The organism is Stenotrophomonas sp. KH_036_B, from assembly GCF_057839485.1.
Window position 1 is genome coordinate 3,070,428 of the sequence record NZ_CM174491.1, and the last position, 19,300, is coordinate 3,089,727.

Below are 19,300 nucleotides of genomic sequence, written 5' to 3' on the forward strand. Positions count from 1 at the left end.
CAAAGCGGCACAGCGTACCGCAGTGCGGCAAAGGGCTCCAATCGCCCCGTCGCATCTGCGTCGCCACCGACCACATCCCGTTGAAATATCAGGGAATTGCCATTCCCCGCTGAAACCCGGAACGCGCCCGTGCGCGCACCCCGGTCTCGATTTCAGCCGGAACCGACACTCAGCGGTGGCGAACGGTGGCCGCCACCGGCAATGCGGCGGCCAGCCACAACGCCCAGGCCACGAAAGCCACGCGCTGCGCCACCGGTGCGGGCATGACCGCCTGCAGCACGAACGCGCCCAGCAGGGTCGCCATGCCCGCCACCAGGTGCAGGGTGGCCAACCGGCCCCAGCCGGGCAGGCGCCGCGCACCCAGCCCGGACATCAGTGCGCCGGGCACGAAGGCCAGTACCCAGACCATCCACGCGCTGGCATGGAACTGGCTGGCCGGGCTCTGGATGTCATTGGCGTCCAGCGGCAGCACGCCCATCGCGGCGAAGGCCAGGCCGGACAGGACCAGCATCTGGCCGCCCACCCGCAGCGACCACGGCGCGAGGGCCGGCACCCGCGTCAGCAGGCGCACCGCCACCAGCGCGGCCAGCAGCCCCGGCAGCACGAACCCCAGCAGATCGAACGCGCCCGCGTGCGGCACGCCGATCGCGCCCAGCAGCGCCACCGGATGGCCCAGCGGCAGGAAGCCCGGCAAGGCAGCGCCGAAGCCGACCACCGACGCCAGGAACAGCACGGCGGCGACGGCGCCCAGCAGAGGATCGAATCGTTGAAGCGTCTTCATGCCGCCATTGTCCGCCAGCACGACGCCGTCGCCTATAGGTCGTCCGCACCGGCATTGGGGTTGCTTCTGAATATGGGCGACCTCATACACTGTGTACATCTATAACGCTGACCCTCCGACCATGAGCGAACTGCCCCACGTCTTTGACGCCACCACCGAGACCTTCGAAGCCGACGTGCTGCAGAAGTCGTTGCAGACCCCGGTCCTGGTCGATTTCTGGGCCACCTGGTGCGAACCCTGCAAGACCCTGGGACCGATGCTGGAGAAGCTGGCCGCCGAGTACAACGGCGCCTTCGAACTGGCCAGGGTGGACGTGGACAAGGAGCAGCAGATTGCCGCAGCGTTCCAGATCCGCTCGGTCCCGACCGTGTTTCTGGTCAAGGACGGCCAGCTGGTGGATGGGTTCCCGGGCGCACTGCCGGAAGGCCAGCTGCGTGAGTTCCTGACCCAGCACGGCATCAGCCCGGCCGAGTCACCGGCCGAGGTTGCCGAGCCGGCACCGCTGGATCCGCAGGCGCAGGTCGACGTGCTGCGTGCGGCCATCGTTGCCGAGCCGGACAGGGAAGAGCTCAAGCTCGATCTTGCCCTGGCACTGCTGCAGACCGGCGCGACCGCCGAAGCCGGTGCCCTGATCGATGCGCTGCCGGCCAATCTGTCCACCGATGACCGCGCCGTTCGCGCCCGTGCCCGCCTGGGCTTCGCCAGCGCCCTGCAGGACGCCCCGGCGGCCGAGACCCTGGATGCCCGCATCGCCGCCGATGGCGGCGACCTGGCGGCACGCCACCTGCGCGGGGTGCAGCTGCTGCTGGGCGGCCAGGACGAAGCGGCGCTGGAGCAGTTCCTTGCCATGTTGAAGCAGGACCGCAGTTACGACGCCGGTCTGCCGGCCAAGCTGATGATCGATGCCTTCAGGGTGATCGACGACGCCGTGCTGGTGGGACGCTACCGCCGCTTGATGGGCCAGCTGCTGTTCTGAGCCCGGCCACCGGCCGGATCGTGGCGCCCTGGCGCCACGTGTCGCTTTCAGCACTACCTGATCGCTGCAGCGTGCGGTGTGACGAGTATCACGTTCAGAAACCCTGCACATCGCCCGCGCAATAATGAAGGGGCGGCTGCGGAAACGCCGCGATCCATTCGGGGGGAATGAGGTCTGGGCCATGGGGGCCGCAGGGCTGAGCCCCTTCCTGCAGGGCCCTGATGACCGTGAGTTTGACCCGTTCGCCGCACCCTGCCTGGCTGTGCGCACGCCTGCTGATGCTGGCTGCACTGCTGCTGCCCGCGTTTGCGTCACTCGCCCAGGACTGGACCTACCGGGTCCGTCCGGGCGACACCCTGTGGGACCTCGGCGACCGCTATCTGCAACCTTCGGTGCCGTGGCAGCGCCTGCAGTCGCACAACCGGGTGACGGATCCCTACCGCCTGCCCCCGGGCAGCCAGCTGAAGTTTCCCATCGCCTGGCTGCAGGTCCAGCCCGCGCCCGCACGCGTGCTGGCCGTCCGCGGCCGGGTCCAGGCGCGTCAGGGCGACGCAGGATCGCTGCGCGACGTGCACGAGGGCGAACGGCTCGGTATCGGCCAGCATCTGCTGACCGGGGCGGACGCCAGCGTCACCCTGGCCTTCGCCGACGACTCGCGGCTGCAACTGCGTGAGCACTCGCACCTGCGCCTGGACCAGCTCAGCCGCTACGGCAGCACCGGCATGGTCGATACCCGCCTGCGGCTGGAACAGGGACGCAGCAGCAACCGGGTGACGCCGGCCAAGGGTCCCGCCTCGCGTTACATCATCGATGCCCCCACCGCGACCAGCAGCGTGCGCGGCACGGTGTTCCGGGTCAGTGCCGGCGACGCCGGGCGCAGCGCAGCTACCGAGGTGCTGGAAGGTCGGGTGGAGGTGGGCAACCGCCGCGGCCAACACCTGGTCACCCCTGGCCACGCCAGCCGCGCGCGCTCTGCGGACGCCGGCCCGGACGCGCCCGAAGACCTGCTGCCCGCACCGTTGCTGGACCCCGCCCAGCTGCGCTTGGACGCCTTGCCGGCGGCGCTGGCCTGGGCGTCGGTTGAGCGCGCGGCGCAGTACCGGGTGGAAGTGGTCCGCGCCGATCAACCCGAGGTGCTGCTGTTCGCCCAGCACACCACCGACACCCGCGCGGTCCTGCCCGACCTGGCACCGGGCGCGCTGCGCCTGCTGGTGCGGGCGGTCAGCGCCGACGGCGTGGAATGGCTGGATGCGCAGCAGGATTTCCTGGTGCTCGACCAGCCGGCGCCCCCGCTGACCCTGCGCCCGGTCAACACCGAGACCATCAATAGTGCGCGCCCGCGTTTTGAATGGAGCCAGGTGGCCGGCGCCGCGGGCAGCGTGCTGCAGATCGCCCGCGACCCGCACTTCCTTCAGCCCGTGCTGGAGCAGGAAGGCGGCGGCACCCACCTGCGCGCCGCCCAGGAACTGGCCCCCGGCGCCTACTTCTGGCGCGTTGCCTCGCGTGATGCCGACGGACGGCGTGGCCGCTTCGGCCAGCCGGTCGCGCTGACCCTCACCGACACCCCGGTGGACCCGGCATTGCAGCCCCCGCAGGCCGCCAAGGGCCAGCTCACGCTGCGCTGGCAGGCCGGTACAACGGGCCAGCGCTATCGGGTGCAGCTGGATCGCACCGGCGATTTCGCCCATCCCGTGCTGGATGAGCAGGTCGACCAACCGGAGATATCGCTCAAGCGCCCGTGGCACGGCACCCTGCATGCGCGTGTGCAGTACATCGACGACGATGGCTACGCCGGTCCGTTTTCGCCGGCGCAGCAGGTCCCGCTGCCCTGCCGCAGCTGCTACGGTGCCGCCGGCGGCACCCTGCTTTTGTTGCTGCTGCTGTGAGGCCGCTGACGCTCTCCTGGCCGAAGCGCATCGCGCTGTCGCTGCTGGTCGGCGTACTGGCCGCAGCGGCCAGCTACGGGCAGTGGTTCTGGAAGCAGGACGAAGCGGTATACGACACCTACGTGGGGTCGTGGGACTACGCTCCGGACCCACGGGTGCTGATCGTGGCCATCGACGACCACAGCCTGCAGCAGATCGGGCAATGGCCATGGCCACGCTCCACTCACGCCCGCCTCCTCGACCGCCTCACCCAGGCCGGCAGCCGCCGCGTGGTGCTGGACCTGATGCTGTCCGAACCGGACCGCCAGGACAGCGCGCAGGACGCCGAGCTGGCCGCCGCCATCCGCCGCAACGGCACTGTGGTGTTGCCGGTCCTCGCCGCCCCCGCCAGCGGCCCCAGCATGGCCGAAGAGCTGCTGCCCATCCCGCTGATCGCAGCCAACGCGGCCACCTTGGGCCACAGCGATATCGAGGTGGATGGCGACGGCGTGGCACGCGGCCTGTACCTGACCGCCGGGATCGGCTCACCGCACTGGCCCGCGCAGGGCCTGGCCCTGGCCGACGTGCGCGGTCCGCTGCCCGGCCTGCTTGACGCCGGCACGCACCCCGCTTCGCCGTACCAGTGGCGGCGCAACCATTTCGTCCGCGTGCGCTATGCCGGCCCGCCCGACAGCGTGCCGCAGGTGTCCTACGTGGACGTGCTCAACGGCGACGTCGATCCAGCGCTGCTGCACGACCGCCTGGTGCTGGTCGGCATGACCGCCAGCGGCATCGCGCCGCGCCTGCTGACGCCCACTACGCGCGAGCGCTGGATGAGCGGCACCGAATACCAGGCCAATGTGGCCTCCATGCTGCTGGGCGGCAAGGCCATCACTCCGCTCGCACCGCCGTGGCAGGCTGCACTGAGCGCCCTGCTGGTGGCCTTGTGCACGCTGGGCCTGACCCTGCCGCGTGCGGTGGCCAGCGCGCTGCTGGCACTGCCGTTGGCACTGCTGTCCAGCTTCGCGCTGCTGCGCCTGGGCAACCTGTGGTTCGCGCCTGCGGCGGCGCTGACCTGCACGCTGGCGGTGATCTGCGCGTGGACGCTGTGGCGGATCAGTGCATGGCGTCGCCAGGCCAACAGCGATGCACTGACCGGGCTGGGCAACCGCCTGCGCTTCGAACAGGTACTGCAGCAGGAGCATGGCGCCGCGCGCCGCAGCGGCCGCCCATTGACGCTGGTGCTGATCGACGTGGACCACTTCAAGCAGCACAACGATCTGTACGGCCACCAGGCCGGCGACGCGGTGCTGCGCCGGATCGCCACCACGCTGCGCGCGCATGCACGCCGCCCGCGCGACATGGCCGCGCGTTTCGGCGGCGACGAGTTCGCGCTGGTCCTGCCTGACACCGGCGCCGAGGGCGCGGTGCAGGTGGTGGAAGAGCTGATTGCCGACGCACGCGCCATCAGGGTCCCGGCCGGTCCCGGGCAGACCCTGCAGATCACGTTGACCGTAGGCCTTTACACCCGCGTTCCCACCGCGAGCAGCGAGCCGCGGCACTTCTTCGAAGGCGCCGATGCGGCGCTTTACCGCGCCAAGGACGCCGGCCGCGACGGCTATGCGGTGGATGCCGGCGGCTGAGCCGCTTCAGACGTTGTCCATACGCAGGCGAATGGTAGACTCCCCCCACCTCCCCTGCCCGACCTGCCCCCGATGAAGGCCAGCCTGTTCCGCCACGGCATCAACCTGTGGCCGCCGTTCCTGTTTGCCGGTATCCACGTCACCGAGGTCAGCCCGGACTACCGCCATGTGCGGGTCGAGCTGCGCATGCGGCCGTGGAACCGCAACTACGTGGGCACCCACTTTGGTGGCAGCCTGTTTGCGATGACCGATCCGTTCTGGATGCTCACCGTCATGCAGAACCTGGGGCGCGATTACTACGTGTGGGATCGGGCGGGTGAAATTGAATTCCTCAAACCGGGCCGTGGGACTGTCTCGGCCGAGTTCCGGTTGGATGAGGCGTTGCTGGATCAGCTGCGGGCGGCAACTGCTGGCGGCGGGAAATACCTGCACTGGTTCAGCAATGACATTGTTGATGCGCAGGGTGAAGTCGTGGCGCGGGTGCGCAAGCAGGTGTACATCCGGTTGAAGCCGCAGGCGCGAACCGCGTAGCGACACGCCATGCGTGTCGTTCCGAATGCCCGGGCACACGTGGGACACGCATGGCGTGTCGTTCCGAATGCCTTGGCACCACGTGGGACACGCATGGCGTGTCGCTACGCGGGGCAGCGCCAGCAACGCCAAGCCCGCCAGTGCCATGGCTGCCTAGTTCACTACCGTCAACACAGCATTCCCCCGACAGGCCACCTCCTGAGATGCCGGGCTGCGTAAACCGGGCCGGCGCCCCGCTACAATGCGCCGATGTCGCCTGAAGCCCCCCACCTCGTTCCGCGCCCCTCCCTGCAGCGCCTGTTCCTGACCGGCCTGCTCACCCTGCTGCCGATCTGGCTGACCTGGGTGGTCATCAAGTTCGTGTTCGTGCTGCTGTCGGGCATCAGCAGCCCGGTGGTGGTGCCGCTGTCGGCACAGATCGCCGCCTCGTTCCCGCACTACCTGGGTTGGGTCAAGGTGGAGTGGATGCAGAACGTGTTCGGTCTGCTGGCCACGCTGCTGGTGATCCTCAGCGTGGGCGTACTGAGCCGGCGCGTGATCGGCCAGCGCCTGCTGCGCTGGTTCGGTGCGGTGATCAAGCGCATCCCGCTGGCCAGCATCATCTATGAAAGCGCCAAGAAACTGCTGGACATGCTGCAGACCGAGCCGGGCACCACCCAGCGCGTGGTCCTGATCGATTTTCCGCACCGGGACATGAAAGCGGTGGGGCTGGTGACGCGGGTGATCCGCGAACAGGGCACCGGCCGCGAGCTGGCGGCGGTGTATGTGCCCACCACCCCGAACCCGACCTCCGGCTATCTGGAAATCGTGCCGGTGGAACTGCTGACGCCGACCGACTGGACGGTGGACCAGGCCATGAGCTTCATCATCTCCGGCGGTGCAGTGGCGCCCGAAACGGTGCCGTTTACCCGGGCTGGGGAGCGCTGAATAGGGGGCGGGTGCGTTGTCCTGGGCCGTTTTAGACCGTCTGGGACACGCATGGCGTGTCGCTACAGTGCATGAACCTGACCCGGGACGGGCGCTGGCCGTGCCCGGTCGATTCAGGCAAGCTTCCTCGTCTGTATAGGATTTACGGAAGTGCTCGATGCCCCATCCCGCCCGTGCCCTGGCGCTTGCCATCGCCTCTCTGCTGATCTTCAGCGCCGCCGCGCCGGCCGAAGCTGCCAAGAAGAAGGCCAACCGGCCGGCCGCCGCGCAGACGCGCAGTGCCGCCAAGCCAAAAGCCAAGCCACGCGCCCGGCCCGCCGCCGCGCCCGCCCGTCAGCCGCTGGTGCGTCAGCAGACCAAGGCCGCCCAGCTGGAACGCATCTACGATGAATACTGGGATGCCTCGATGCGGCTCAACCCGCTGCAGGCCACGTTCCAAGGCGACGCGCGACATAACGACCAGCTCCCCAACATTCTTTCGCCGGCCTACCGCCAGCAGTCGCACGACTTCACCGAGCAGTGGCTGGGCAAGGTCGAAAAGATCGGCCCCGACGGCCTCACCGGCCAGGACCTGCTGAGCTACCAGATCTTCGTGCGCGATGCGCGCATGTCGCTGGCGGCCGAAAAATTCCCCGGCTGGATGCTGCCGGTAAGCCAGTACTACAACCTGGGCAGCATCATGGCGATCCTGGGCTCCGGCTCCGGCGCGCAGCCGTTCAACACCGTGCAGGACTACGACACCTGGTCCAAGCGCTCGCTGGGCATTCCGCCGTTGTTCGACCAGGCCATCGCCAACATGCGCCAGGGCATGAGCGCCGGCGTGGTGCAGCCGCGCGACCTGATGGAAAAGGTGCTGCCGCAGTTGGACGCGGTGATCAAGCCCACCGCCGAAGAGAGCATCTTCTGGGCACCGGTGCGCAACATGCCCGACGACTTCTCCGAGGCTGACAAGGCGCGCATCACCGCCGAGTACAAGCGCATGATCGAATACCGGTTGATGCCGGCCTACCGTGCGTTGCGCGGCTTCATCGCCACCGAATACCTGCCGGCCACACGCAGCAGCGATGGCCTGGCCGCCCTGCCCAACGGGTTGGCGTGGTACACCCAGAACATCGTGCAGAGCACCGCCAGCACGCTCACCCCGCAGCAGATCCATGCGCTGGGCGAACAACGCGTGGCCAGCCTGCAGGAGCAGATTGCGGCGGTGATGAAAGAAAACCGCATCCGCGGATCGCAGCAGAAGCTGATGCGCAGCATGCGCACCGACAAGAACTTCCAGTACGCCACGCCCGATGCGCTGGTGATGCGCTACAAGCAGCTGCAGCAGCAGGTCGGTGCGCGCCTGCCGGCGCTGCTGGACACCCTGCCCAAGGCCCCGCTGGAGGTGCGCCCGGTGGAAGCCGATCGCGCCGCCAGCGCGGCGGCGGTGAGCTACCAGCCGCCGCTGCCCGATGGCATGCGCGCGGCGGTGCTGTACGTGAACACCAATGCCCTGCCCAGCCGCCGCACATGGTCGGCCCCGGCCCAGTACCTGCATGAAGGCATTCCCGGCCACCATGTGCAGCTGGGCCTGCAGCAGGACCTGGACAAGCTGCCGCGCTTCCGCCGCCTCGGGGGCGACGTCGCTTTTGTCGAAGGCTGGGGGCTGTACGCCGAATCGCTGGGTGATGCGCTGGGCGTCTATCAGGACCCGTACGCCAAGATCGCCTACCTGCAGGGCGCGCTGACCCGCAGTGCCCGCATGGTCGCCGACACCGGCGTGCATGCGCAGGGCTGGAGCAAGAAGCAGGCGGTGGACTACCTGGTCAAGACCGCCGACATGCCGGCCGACGATGCCACCGCCGAAGTGGAGCGCTTCATGGCGCTGCCCGGGCAGACCCTGTCCAATGGGCTGGGCGAACTGAAGATGCTGGAACTGCGCGACAAGGCGAAGTCGGCCCAGGGCGCAGGCTTCGACCCGCGGCGCTTCCATGCGGAAGTGCTGCGCGATGGATCGATGCCGCTGGATATCCTGGAAGCGAAGATCAATCGCTGGATGGCCGCGCCGGCGGCCACCCCCTGACACCACGGTGCGGGCCGCCCAGCGGCCCGCAGGTCACGTCAACACGGCGGGATCAATCGGTGTCGGGCTGGGTGCCAAGTTTTTCTTCGTCGCCCATCAGCATGAGCGCGATGAAGTCATTCACCACCCATTTCTCCACCATCGCCGCAATCACGTCTTTAGGGTCCAGCGGAACGGGAAGAATCACGTTTTCATCGACGGGAAGGATCACGTTTTCATCAATAGGCAGAATCACGTTGTCATCCACCGCCTGCTCAACCCGCTGCAGCAGGCTTTTCGAGGCTGCAATGCCATCGGCGGCAGCGTGGGGCATGGCAGCGCCCAGTCTTTCCAGCATCATCATTCAACTCCAGTCGGGTCAGCCGGGAACGGCAGGGTTTTGAGGCGGGAATCAACCGCCGCCAGGTACGCTTGGGCGCGGTGGCGCGCGGCCGCGTCCAGTGCGTCGGCGTCCACACCGGATTCAACCGCAGCGGTCAACGCGCCGGCCGGATCCAGTTCGAACAGCAGCGGGCCGACTTTCAGCAACGGCAGGGAAGCGCGCGTGGTCAGGATCCGGACGGTCGTGGCCGGCGACTGCCGGGCCAACTGGTCCAGCACCGCACTGCCCAGTCCAGGCGTGTCGTCCGGTACATACAGCACCAACTCGGTGTCGGGCACGCCCAACGCCTGTTCGCAGCGGCGCACGACCAGTGCCGCGTCGATGCCTTCGGCGTCCAGGCTGGCCGTGATCACCGTGCGGATCTGGCCCAGCACGGCTTGGCGCAGCGCCTGCACATCGGCCAGTGCTGCGGCCAGCGCCGGCACCGCCACGCCGAAGGCCTCGGCGTAGCCCTGCCGGAACCCGTCCAGGCGGGCATGCGCGGTGGCCTGTGCCACCTGCGCCGGAACGTCATCCAGCATCCCTGCCGCGCGTCGACGGGCGACCGTTTCCAGCTGGTCGGCACGGGCCGCCCGGCCCAATGCGCTGGGTGCGATCACGCCGCCCTGCGCGAATGCGAGGGCCTGCTCAGGATAGCTTTTCAACATACGTCACCGCACTCCAGAAGAGATCCATATCGGCACGCTCGCGCACGGGCGGGCGTTCGTCCTCCGCACCGGCAAAGGGCAGGCACAGGCGCGCCGACAACCACGCCGGCAGCATCGGGGCCATCGGCCGCAGTTCGGCCGCGCCCCACTGCAGCAGCGTGCCGGGCGCGTCGTGCAGTGCGCAGGCGGGCACCACCGTGGCTTCGTCGCGGGCGTAGCCCGCCCGCATGAACGCCTGCACCTGTGGCGGCAGCGCCACGCTGGCGCGCTGGGTGGCCAGCCAGCCCCGCAGGCGGGCGGCCGCCATCAATACGGCCAGCTGTGGCAGTTGGTCCCACAGGCCGATGAGGCGGCGCGGCAGGGGATCGGACGGCAGCGCCAGCGACGCCGGCAGCGGCAACCGCCGCTGCCGGATCAGGGTGCTGTTCAACCAGCGCCGCTGATCGCCCGAGGCGGTGGCATACACCGCCTGCCACGGCCGGTAGTAACGGGCGGGCGCGTAGGCGATGGTCAGCGCGTCACGCACCACGCCAACGGCTCCCGACCGTGCCGGCACCGCGCCTGCTGGCTACCCGCCGCCACGCGCTGCGAACGCCGTTGCCCACTGCGGGCACCAGGCGCGCCACCACCCAGGCCCCGAACAGCACCAGCAGCAGCACCGCCCCGCCCAACAACACCCAGGCCAGCGGCGGACCGCGTTCGGCACCCGGGGTCACGGCGAGCGTGCGCGGTCCTTCCACCTGGGTGAGGATGACCGAGACATTGTCGTATTCGATGCCATCGAAGGTATTACGCAGGAAGCGCTTCACCGACTGCAGCAGCACCTCCTCGTCCACGCCCGGCGCATGGGCGATCACCGCCGCCACATGCATGCGGCGGCGTTCGGCACGCCGGCCCTCGGTGCCCAGGTTGGCGTCGTAGTTGAGGTGGACGCGGGTGGACTGCACCCCATCCAGCAGCTGCAGCGATTCTTCCAGGCGCTGCTCCACTGCCGAGATCAGGCGCGCGCGCTCGCCCAGCGGGGTGCTGACCAGCGCGTCGGCGGGAAACGCACCGGACACCTGGCTGCGCGGTGCGGACGGCAGGTCGTTGCGCTGGATCAGGTCGATCGCCTCGGGCAGGTCCGGCGGCGCCACCTGCACCAGGTAGCCGGCCTTGCCCGCCGTCACTTTGTCCGCGTCGATGTTGTGGCGCAGCAGCAGCGCAATCACCTCGTTGGCCTGGCGCTCGTCCAGGTTCTCCAGCAGCGGCTTGCGCGCACAGCCGGCCAACAGCAGCAACATGAGCGGAAGCAGCACGCACAGCCGGGCCACGCGCCTGCGCAGCGCCCCGGCATTGGTCATTCTGGTCATGACTTCAGCAGCGTCTCGACGGTCTTGGTGGCATGGTTGGCCAGGCCGGCCGCCACGATCATCCGCTTCATGTAGTCGGCCATTGCGGTCTGCAGTTCGTACAGCGCGGCCGGATTGGCAGCGGTATACGGATCGTTGCTGGCTGCCTGGATCTGCGCCAGCTGTTCGCCCGAGCTGACGTACCCGTTGGCCAAGGCCTGGGTCATGCGGTCGGACAGCGGCACGGCGGCACCGTCGGCGGCGCCGACCGGATCTATCGCGGTAGCGATCTGGGTAATTTGCACGGGGGGCATCTCCTGCGGGCGGTCCCGCATGGGGTAAGCCCCGCGCCGACGGACGTGCCGTCGGCAACGGGGATCGATCAGCCCAGGTTGCGGGCGGTCTGCTTCTGCATGTCGGCCAGGCTCTTGGCCGAGTTGGACTGCAGTGAGCGGTAGGTCGTGTAGGCCGAGAGCTTGGTCTGGTACTCGGCCAGCGCTGTCGGGTTGGTCGGGTCGCCCTTGACATCATCAAAGGCCTTCGCCAATTTCTTCTTCAGATCGATCACACCGTCATTGAACTGCTTCGAGTGATCGCTGAGCCAGTCCTCGCCACCGGGATTGACGATGTCGTCCCAATTGGGATTGGTGGGTGTTGGCCTAAGTGTTTCAGTCATTGCATTGCTCCAGTCTTGATCAAGGAATCAACGGCTGCCTGCCGTGGAAAAATCCCAACGACCCTCACCCACAGAGAGCAGTTGATCGTGGGAATACTGATAGGAACGCCCCTTGAGCAGGTCGTCCCATAGCCGGATGCTGATGCGCACACGGCGCTCGCCCCACTGCTGCACGAAGTCGTCGCGGTAGCGCGCCATGGCATGCAGGGAGGCGTCATCCAGAAAAATGTCATTGGCCACGCTGGCCCGGCCCGCCTGCAGGCCGGCACGGGTGGAAATGCCACGTGCGCGCAGTTCGCTGCGGGCAAGGGCCACCAGCTGCGCGTCACCCATGGACCGCACGTCCATACTGGCGGCATAGGGCATCTGCGGTGCCAGCAGCGCCTGCACGTGGCGGCGGCGCTCGGCATCGTCGGCGCCCAGTGCCGTGATGATCACTTCCGGGCGCTGCGGCGTGCGCAGGCGGATCACCGCGTAGGGCACCGAGGCACTGTCCAGCACCGCGCCAATGCGGTCAGCTTCCTGTTGGCGATTGAGGTAATGGTCCAGCACACGCCCTGCCCGCTGGCTGGCACGCTGGCCCCAGGCCAGCGCCTCGGCACTGTCGGCGAAGGCATACAGGTGGCCCTTGTCGTCGTGCACCACGCTGTAGTCGTACGGCGAATGCGCCAGTGCGGCTTCCAGCGTGCGGACCTGGCTGGCCGGGCGCTGGCGGTCGTATGCCCACCAGCCGCCGGCGGCCACCGCCACCGCCACCATCACCACCGCCAGCGCGCCCCAGCGCGCCACACCGGCACCGCGCGCGTGGCGCAGCGCCAGGGCGGGCGTTGCCTCCGCCTCCACCAGCACCGGCAGGCGGTGGTCCAGCACGGCCGCCGACCAGGCGGCATCGCCCTCGCGCACGGCCAATGCCAGCCCGGCCACATGGATCACTTCATTGAGCGGCAGCGGCTGCGCCGCCCATTCGCCGGCGTCGCCGACGCGCACGTCCAGGCTGACCAGCGCATCCTGCACACGCACGCGGAACGAGCCGGGCGCGAGGTCGCCGGGAATGTAGAAGACGTTGTCGGCGTTGGCCAGCGTGGTGCCCAGCTGACCCTCGCCGAGCGAACGGGCCGGGCCGACGTGGAACACGTTGTCGCCGGGCGACAGGGTGAACTCCACGCCATCAAGCTGGCCGGAAAGCAGTTTCAACTTATGAGGGGAGAGCATCGGGGTTCCGTGGTGCGCGTTCATCGATTCAGCAAGGCGTGCGGTGTTTCAGCGGCGACGCGCAGACTGACAGCTGCCCAGCACACCAAACATGAAGAAAGTTTCAAAGTCCGCGCACTACAACTGTTTGCAGTGCGACATCCGTCATGATGCAGACATCGCATACCGCACAGCGATCAGTGCGCGGCACCGTGGTAAAGGGCTTTCACCTTGGCCACATAACGGCGCGTTTCGGCAAACGGGGGGATGCGGTTGCCATGGCGCTGCACCGCGCCCTCACCTGCGTTGTACGCCGCCAGCATCAGTTCCAGATCGCCGTTGAAGCGACGCTGCAGCCAGACCAGGTACGCGGTGCCGGCCCGCAGGTTCTGCAGGGGATCGAACAGGTCGCGCGCACCGAAGCGTGCGCCGGTGGCAGGGATGACCTGCATCAGGCCCAACGCGCCCGCATGCGAGCGGGCGCTGGGGTTGTAGGCGGACTCCACGCTGACGATGGCGTGCAGCAGGCGGGCGTCCACGCCGTGTTCGGCCGCGACCTGGTCGATCAACGGGGCCCAGCGGGGCGCTGCGCGGGACGCCGACGGCGGGCTGCGCGATGGGACCGGCGCTGCGGGTGCCTTCGCGTTGAACGGCCGGTGCGGATGAAACGCCTTGGCCCCCTCAAGGGGGGCCGTGGCCACCTGCAGACGCCCCTGGCTGTCCAGGCTGGCGAACACGGGAGACGAAGCGGTTGCGGGCGCCGCTGCCACCGCAGCAGCCAGCGCCACCCATAATCGAAGCGTGATCATGGCGCGGCGGCGTGCGCGATGATCGCATCATGCAGGTCGGCCAGCGTGATCACCCGGCTCAAGGCCTCCGGCGACGGAATCACGCCGCCGGCCTCCTCGATCTGGATCAGCAACGCGTGCATTTCCAGCGAATCCACGCCAAGGTCTTCCACCAGGCGATGCTGGGAACCGACCTCCTCCAGCGGCTGCCCGAGATGGGCAGCCGCCAGGCGACGGAGGTCCTGGAGGGTGAGGGAGATACTCATGAAGCAACCCGGAAGGACTTCAGCAACTCGGTCATGGTCTCCTGTTGAGCGAGCTCACGGGCGCCATCGAACAGCTGCTTCGCCTGCCCGCCGTGAGCCTGGAAATGCTCTCCATCGTCGCCGACCGCCTTGACCTGGGGCGGCCCATCGAAATCCACGCCCTCATCAGACGCATGCGTCTTCCATCCAGAGAAAAACGGGGTCATCTCGTCATCAGAATCATGCGATGTGGTTGACATTGAGTCCACATCGCTCAATTCCCGAACGATCCGGCTTTGATCAGACTTCGGGGAAAATATGCCCTGGAGCGGACGGCCGGGATCGCTCGCACGATTCTGGGCGAGCCGGAAGTTCACCCGCTCCAGTTCGTTCTCCCTTAGCAGAATCGTCTCCTTCCTCGGTGCAACGGGATTGACCGGCGGGCTGAATTCCTGCCCTCCGCCCGCTTGCCAATGCGGCCTGAATTCATCATCCCGCCTCTGGACCGGTGACAGCGATTGATTGTTGTCTTTACGGTAGTTCACCAACTCGTTGAACTCGGCGAGAATATTCTGCTTGAACGGCACCTTGCCTGCAGCCCGCTGCGAGCCAGAAGCCGGGATGGACATTGCGCCCTTCCCCGTTTTGCCGACAGCCGAATTCATAGCTTTGGCGCTGGAGGCAGCTTGATCGGAGGCCGTGCTGCTTGCGGCGCTCTTGGGCGGTTCTACCACCGGTACGCCCTCAACTCCCTTGATGCCCTTCGCGAGAGAAGAAGCCCAGGCAGCCTGCCCAATATCACGGCCTAACGTGGGGGCGGGCGACGCACCACGACTGGTACGTGTGGATTTCTGATCAGACGACGCGTCCGTCTGCGGAGACGAAAGCGATTCAAACTTCTGGATGATCGACCTCACCGAACCAGTCGATGAGTAATCAACCCCATCACCCGAACGACCACTTCGCTGCGCCGGCTTGCCGCTGGCCGCATTGAGCAGGTTGCCAAGGGCGTCCGACACGTTCCGCGCTGCGTCCAGCAGCTTCGTGCCGCCGGAAGGCGACTCAACATCCGGCATGAGGGGCTGCGAACCAAGCACTGGAACGAAAGCCGGGCCGTGCGGATAGATAACAGGAGTGAGCGGGATTTCCTCATGACCCATGCCCTCCTGGCGCTCGTCCAGCGAGTTCAACGCCTGATGGGAGGTATGCGCTTCCGATTCGTTTTCATCCGCTGAATTGGAAATCATCCTGATCTCCTCGAGAGACGTGTCCCAACGCACGTTGCGGCTGCTCGATGGACTCGTCCCGCTTGCCCCCTCATCCTGCTGGACACCGAGCAGATCCGAGGAGGTCAGAGACCCGTAATCCGAAGGAGACTGGGAGGAGGTCTCCCAAGTGTCCTTGGCGAGTCTCAGTCGAGTTCCAAAGCTCTTGCTCGAGGCGAGTGAATCATCACTCGCAATCGAAGAGGCATCGTCGCTCATAATGTCAAACTCTCGCACCGGCATCCCGATCCAACTATTCAGTCGCTGCTGATCCTTGGCATACTCTTCCTTGAAATTCCCAAGGCTTTTCAGAAGCTCCTGGTTCTTGTGCTCCAGAAGCGCGTTGCTTGCTTCCAGACGCACCAAGTTCTTGGCGTTCTGTACATCCTCCTTGCGACGCGCCTCCGCCTGGTCGAGCAGGTTGTATACAAGCTCAAGCGGTACTGTCGGCCCGTTCTGGCCGGGTATCAAATCCCTCAAGAACCCGAGGTCATTCTTCACATTCACCGGGGCGCCCTGCACATTCACCGGGGCGTAGTGCATGGGGCCATTGGAGTTCGCCAGCTTCCGCACTTCATCCGGTGAGAGCGGACGGTTGTCGTCCCGATTGCCTGGCGATTCAGGCGCGCCGGGCTCACTCCGGACCATGTACTGCGGCAACTTCAACAGATCGAAGATTGCGGCCGCGATGTGCTCTCCATCCCCCATGCTCAGATTGTGGCGTATCGCCTGATCTGTGCCGTCGAGGAAACCGCTGTGCAGCACCTGGGCGAGATCGAGCTCAAGGTCGCCAGCGTCGATCCTTGCCGCAAGCTCCGGCAAGCGCTCCTTAAGCGCGTCCATCATCGGACCGGGCAGGATGGCACCCGCAATGCAGGACATGAGGTCGGCAGCCTCCTCACCCTTACCCATGCAGATCCCAACGGTCTTTTCGGCTTCATCCAGCGCCTTATGCAACGCCTTGCTTTGACTGTCCGGGCGCCAGCAACCGTCAGCGACTCCCTTGACCCGGCCAGCGCGGAGGCCGACTTCAACAATGGCCTGATCCACCTTGGCAAGTCGAACGTCAAGCCGAGTCGTATCACCGGACCGCATTTGCTCCTCAATGCCCAAACGCAGCGCACCGAGGACGACCAACTGATTGATGATGATAGAGCCGAACCGGTCTGGGCCGCCCTGCAGGATGCTCAGCACCTTGTTCTTTGCTTCCACGTCGCGGGCTTTACAGGGACTATCGCGCAGGACCTCATACGCAGCACTGAACGCGATGTCGGACGCCTTGCGTTCATGCGGCCCTGGCGTGATGCAAACTCGGCTCGGCACCGAAGGCTGCTGCGCATTGCTCACACCATTCAGCTGGCGAGATACCCGCCCAAGGCCCTTGTGGATATCAAACCCCCGAACCTGACTGAAGCGGGGAGACTGAGGCGGATTGACTGCATTTGTCACGGTGTAATTTCTCTCTGTGGATGAAGCCGCGGTCGCAACGGCGCCAGCGCGCCTGCCCGCACGTCTATGATTGGGCGGCGCTGTCTACCTGGACCGAAACATGGCGAACGGGCTGAACGGGATGGGCCGGGGCCGTCTGGGCAGAACCTATGCGATGCATGCGAGGAACTCTCCCTTAGAGACCATTGACGAAGCTCATATCGGCATCGGTGATCTTGTCGATGGTGGAGCTCAGGATCTTGACGATGTTGTCGAACTTCTGGGTCATCTCGTTGAGCTTCTCACCCAGCACCTTGCTGACGTGCTTGATCTGCTCCATGTTGCTGTCCTTGGCTGACACCCAGGCGTTGTACTTGGCGCTGTCCATTTTCTCGCCATCTGGCCAAGGCTCCCCCTCGGTAGTGTCATCGCCAGGAGTGGTTTCATTCCACATGCTCTTGCGAATGTCCTTGACGGCGCTCAAGTCCATCTTCACGTGAAACTGCCCATCCGCAGACGGCCCGGAGATCGTCAACCCCGGTAAACCGAGCGATTCTTTGAATGCCTCTGCTGCGGACTCGCTTGGGAACGAGGCCAGCGCATTGGCGTCCAGACCGTATCGCAGCTCGAGTTCCTTAAGCTTGGCGTGAACTTTTGAAAAATCGATCACGATGTCGCCCTTGTCGCCGACCGCTCCAGGATTGAGCTCCTCCATGATGTCGGAGAACTCTTTGTAGAACTCGATGAACGTCTCCATCGCCTCCTGGTACTTGCTCAGCCATTCCGACTTCAGCGCTCCAAGCAGCGCACTGATCTGCGCATAGAAATCGCTGTGCGAGTCCCAGACCAGACCACTGGCATCCTTTGCAGCCGGATCTTCCATCGATGGTTCGAAACCAGGCAGAGAGATGCCATCGTCGTCCTCGACGGGGAGGATCTGCGGCATCAGAAATGCAAGGCTGCGCAACAGATCGGCGGTGGACCGCTCCGACCCCTGCCGAGCAAAGTCGGCGGCAAGCTGCTGGTCGGGATTGCGGCTGTCAGCGAGCAAGCAGATCGCAGCGTTCTGATAGCGCGCGGCGTCCGCTGCGGTCTTGAGCAGCAGGTTTTGAATCTTCTTCAGTTGGGAGCGAACTTCTTCCGTTTCGGTGATTGCGAGCGCTTCAGCCAACCCAGTTGCGGGGAGCTGCTGCGCGCCGGCCTGCTGACTGAACGGCGCGGACGGGGTCGCAATGGGACGAGCGGTAGTGATTGCGTCTGTCATGTCGGCGTTCCTTAGAAGTGTCTGATGATGTCGCCGCTGGTGCTGGCCTGCAGGCTCATGAGGCTTTCGACCAGTTGCGCGGTGGCATCGCGCATGTCGCGGGTCTTGGCCGCCTGGTCCTGCTGTTCGTCGGCAACACGCTTGAAGGTTTCGGCAACCAGCGCCATCAACTGCTGCTCGGACTCTGTAAATTTGGACTCGATCTCCATCGTCGCTGCGCCAATGTTGCCGACCGGCGCGGCAACCATGTTGCCCAGTACGCCCTGCGCAGCGATCTTCTGGGCGTTCGCCATGTTCTCGCTGTTTACGCGCTGACGATCGTTCTCGGTGGCCCCGTTGGTCTGACCCGATGCACTCGGCTTCATCGAACGCACGTCAACGTCGGTGTCGGCCTGGAGATCGGCGCGCGCGCGGCCACCATCGGCCCGTGGTGAGACGGGCGAGCCATCAATGTTTCGTGCCGGCCGCAGGTTTTCTGCCGGGGTGGCGTGCGCCTTGACCTGGCCGCGCGCGTCGCTGACCTGAATGCTGGTCTTGTTGGCTTTCAGCTGGTTCGTGGCCATCGAGCCGGTCTGCACGTTTGCCGAATCGTTCATCCTCTTCATTGCGAAGCCGCCGATAGCGGCCGTGAACATGGTCGCGGCCATTGCCCCGCCGAAACGTTCCCGGGCCGCTTCCACACCCAAGGCGCCCGCTACGACAGTCATCTGGCGCTGCAGCGTCACCATGTTCGCGCTGTTGTCGCGGTCCAGCTTTTCAAACTGCAGCAGAATCTGACGCAGCATGGCCAGCAGGTGGCTGAAGGGGCTGCTTTCGATCCAGACGCCTGCATTCGCCGATCGCGCCCCGAGGTCCGGGTCGGCCCCGGTGGCCGGTACGGCCGCAACGACGCTGGCCGTGGCCTCGGCCTGGGTGCGCGTCGGTTGCTGGGCAGCGACGCCCTCGGCGGCCCGCGTGGCAGCGCCGGCTTCGGTCTTCACAGGGTCGCGCGCGGGAAGCAACGACAGCAGCAGCGCCGGCAGTGAGCTTACGGCGTCGCCCAGCGTCTGCGATGCCGCTTGGAGCGTCAGGGCGGGCATGCGCAGTTGTACCGACGGCGCCGACCCGAGCAGGCCGGGGGCGGCCGACGAGTTGACCATGGTGCTGCCGATGGCCGCCACGATGATCGCGGCCAGCGAGGGGTCCACCGACCCGGCAGGGTCCGCCTGCTTCGCAGGCGTGGGCGATGCCGCTGCGGGCCACACGAGGGACGGGGTTGTCGGCCGCAGCATTACGGAAATGTCAGTCACGATAGAGTC

General features: G+C 66.5%; 19 protein-coding genes. 6 read left to right on the forward strand and 13 right to left on the reverse strand.

Annotated features, from left to right (window positions below):
- Nucleotides 1-169: 169 nt before the first annotated feature.
- Entirely contained in the window at nucleotides 170-781 is a 612-nt protein-coding gene (locus AC3ITN_RS13755) for a DUF998 domain-containing protein (protein WP_313343265.1), read from the reverse strand.
- A 121-nt stretch (nucleotides 782-902) separates the two neighbouring features.
- Between AC3ITN_RS13755 and trxA the strand changes: the two genes are divergently transcribed.
- The 6 genes from trxA to AC3ITN_RS13785 all read left to right on the forward strand — a co-directional run bounded on the left by trxA (nucleotide 903) and on the right by AC3ITN_RS13785 (nucleotide 8,785).
- Nucleotides 903-1,757, forward strand: a complete 855-nt coding sequence (gene trxA, locus AC3ITN_RS13760; protein ID WP_313343262.1) for a thioredoxin — start codon at nucleotides 903-905, stop codon at nucleotides 1,755-1,757.
- A gap of 221 nt (nucleotides 1,758-1,978) precedes the next feature.
- Nucleotides 1,979-3,643, forward strand: coding sequence for a FecR domain-containing protein (locus AC3ITN_RS13765; RefSeq protein WP_489390863.1), 1,665 nt, complete (start codon nucleotides 1,979-1,981; stop codon nucleotides 3,641-3,643).
- Nucleotides 3,640-5,265, forward strand: a complete 1,626-nt coding sequence (locus AC3ITN_RS13770; protein WP_489390864.1) for a CHASE2 domain-containing protein — start codon at nucleotides 3,640-3,642, stop codon at nucleotides 5,263-5,265. Before AC3ITN_RS13765 ends, AC3ITN_RS13770 begins: the two co-directional genes overlap by 4 nt.
- Nucleotides 5,266-5,337: 72 nt before the next feature.
- Complete coding sequence (locus tag AC3ITN_RS13775; protein WP_489390865.1) at nucleotides 5,338-5,796, forward strand: DUF4442 domain-containing protein; 459 nt, start codon at nucleotides 5,338-5,340, stop codon at nucleotides 5,794-5,796.
- Between the two features lie 249 nt (nucleotides 5,797-6,045).
- The gene (locus AC3ITN_RS13780; protein WP_068853557.1) at nucleotides 6,046-6,723 is read left to right on the forward strand and encodes a DUF502 domain-containing protein; all 678 of its coding nucleotides are present in this window, start codon (nucleotides 6,046-6,048) and stop codon (nucleotides 6,721-6,723) included.
- A gap of 157 nt (nucleotides 6,724-6,880) precedes the next feature.
- Entirely contained in the window at nucleotides 6,881-8,785 is a 1,905-nt protein-coding gene (locus tag AC3ITN_RS13785; RefSeq protein ID WP_313343249.1) for a DUF885 domain-containing protein, read from the forward strand.
- 52 nt (nucleotides 8,786-8,837) lie between these two features.
- Here the strand turns inward: AC3ITN_RS13785 and AC3ITN_RS13790 are convergent, their stop codons facing one another.
- The 12 genes from AC3ITN_RS13790 to AC3ITN_RS13845 all read right to left on the reverse strand — a co-directional run bounded on the left by AC3ITN_RS13790 (nucleotide 8,838) and on the right by AC3ITN_RS13845 (nucleotide 19,291).
- Nucleotides 8,838-9,128: a hypothetical protein gene (locus AC3ITN_RS13790; protein ID WP_489390866.1), complete on the reverse strand. Its 291-nt coding sequence runs from the start codon at nucleotides 9,126-9,128 to the stop codon at nucleotides 8,838-8,840.
- Nucleotides 9,125-9,814: a hypothetical protein gene (locus tag AC3ITN_RS13795; RefSeq protein WP_489390867.1), complete on the reverse strand. Its 690-nt coding sequence runs from the start codon at nucleotides 9,812-9,814 to the stop codon at nucleotides 9,125-9,127. Before AC3ITN_RS13795 ends, AC3ITN_RS13790 begins: the two co-directional genes overlap by 4 nt.
- A complete protein-coding gene (locus tag AC3ITN_RS13800) occupies nucleotides 9,795-10,343 on the reverse strand; it encodes a hypothetical protein (RefSeq protein ID WP_489390868.1) in 549 nt (182 codons plus the stop codon). The genes AC3ITN_RS13795 and AC3ITN_RS13800 overlap by 20 nt, the downstream gene beginning before the upstream one ends.
- Entirely contained in the window at nucleotides 10,333-11,166 is an 834-nt protein-coding gene (sctJ, locus tag AC3ITN_RS13805) for a type III secretion system inner membrane ring lipoprotein SctJ (protein ID WP_489390869.1), read from the reverse strand. The genes AC3ITN_RS13800 and sctJ overlap by 11 nt, the downstream gene beginning before the upstream one ends.
- Nucleotides 11,163-11,450, reverse strand: coding sequence for a type III secretion system inner rod subunit SctI (gene sctI, locus AC3ITN_RS13810; RefSeq protein WP_489390870.1), 288 nt, complete (start codon nucleotides 11,448-11,450; stop codon nucleotides 11,163-11,165). Before sctI ends, sctJ begins: the two co-directional genes overlap by 4 nt.
- Nucleotides 11,451-11,527: 77 nt before the next feature.
- Nucleotides 11,528-11,821 (reverse strand): EscF/YscF/HrpA family type III secretion system needle major subunit, encoded by a 294-nt coding sequence (locus AC3ITN_RS13815; RefSeq protein WP_489390871.1) that lies wholly within the window; start codon nucleotides 11,819-11,821, stop codon nucleotides 11,528-11,530.
- 27 nt (nucleotides 11,822-11,848) lie between these two features.
- The gene (locus AC3ITN_RS13820; RefSeq protein ID WP_489390872.1) at nucleotides 11,849-13,033 is read right to left on the reverse strand and encodes a PrgH/EprH family type III secretion apparatus protein; all 1,185 of its coding nucleotides are present in this window, start codon (nucleotides 13,031-13,033) and stop codon (nucleotides 11,849-11,851) included.
- A 176-nt stretch (nucleotides 13,034-13,209) separates the two neighbouring features.
- A complete protein-coding gene (locus AC3ITN_RS13825) occupies nucleotides 13,210-13,821 on the reverse strand; it encodes a lytic transglycosylase domain-containing protein (protein ID WP_489390873.1) in 612 nt (203 codons plus the stop codon).
- Nucleotides 13,818-14,066, reverse strand: a complete 249-nt coding sequence (locus tag AC3ITN_RS13830) for an acyl carrier protein (RefSeq protein ID WP_489390874.1) — start codon at nucleotides 14,064-14,066, stop codon at nucleotides 13,818-13,820. The genes AC3ITN_RS13825 and AC3ITN_RS13830 overlap by 4 nt, the downstream gene beginning before the upstream one ends.
- Nucleotides 14,063-16,759 carry a hypothetical protein gene (locus AC3ITN_RS13835; RefSeq protein WP_489390875.1) on the reverse strand — a complete coding sequence of 899 codons (2,697 nt, stop codon included), beginning with the start codon at nucleotides 16,757-16,759 and terminating at the stop codon, nucleotides 14,063-14,065. The genes AC3ITN_RS13830 and AC3ITN_RS13835 overlap by 4 nt, the downstream gene beginning before the upstream one ends.
- Nucleotides 16,760-16,934: 175 nt before the next feature.
- Nucleotides 16,935-18,002 carry an IpaD/SipD/SspD family type III secretion system needle tip protein gene (locus tag AC3ITN_RS13840; RefSeq protein WP_489390876.1) on the reverse strand — a complete coding sequence of 356 codons (1,068 nt, stop codon included), beginning with the start codon at nucleotides 18,000-18,002 and terminating at the stop codon, nucleotides 16,935-16,937.
- 11 nt (nucleotides 18,003-18,013) lie between these two features.
- Nucleotides 18,014-19,291, reverse strand: a complete 1,278-nt coding sequence (locus AC3ITN_RS13845; RefSeq protein WP_489390877.1) for an IpaC/SipC family type III secretion system effector — start codon at nucleotides 19,289-19,291, stop codon at nucleotides 18,014-18,016.
- Nucleotides 19,292-19,300: the final 9 nt, after the last annotated feature.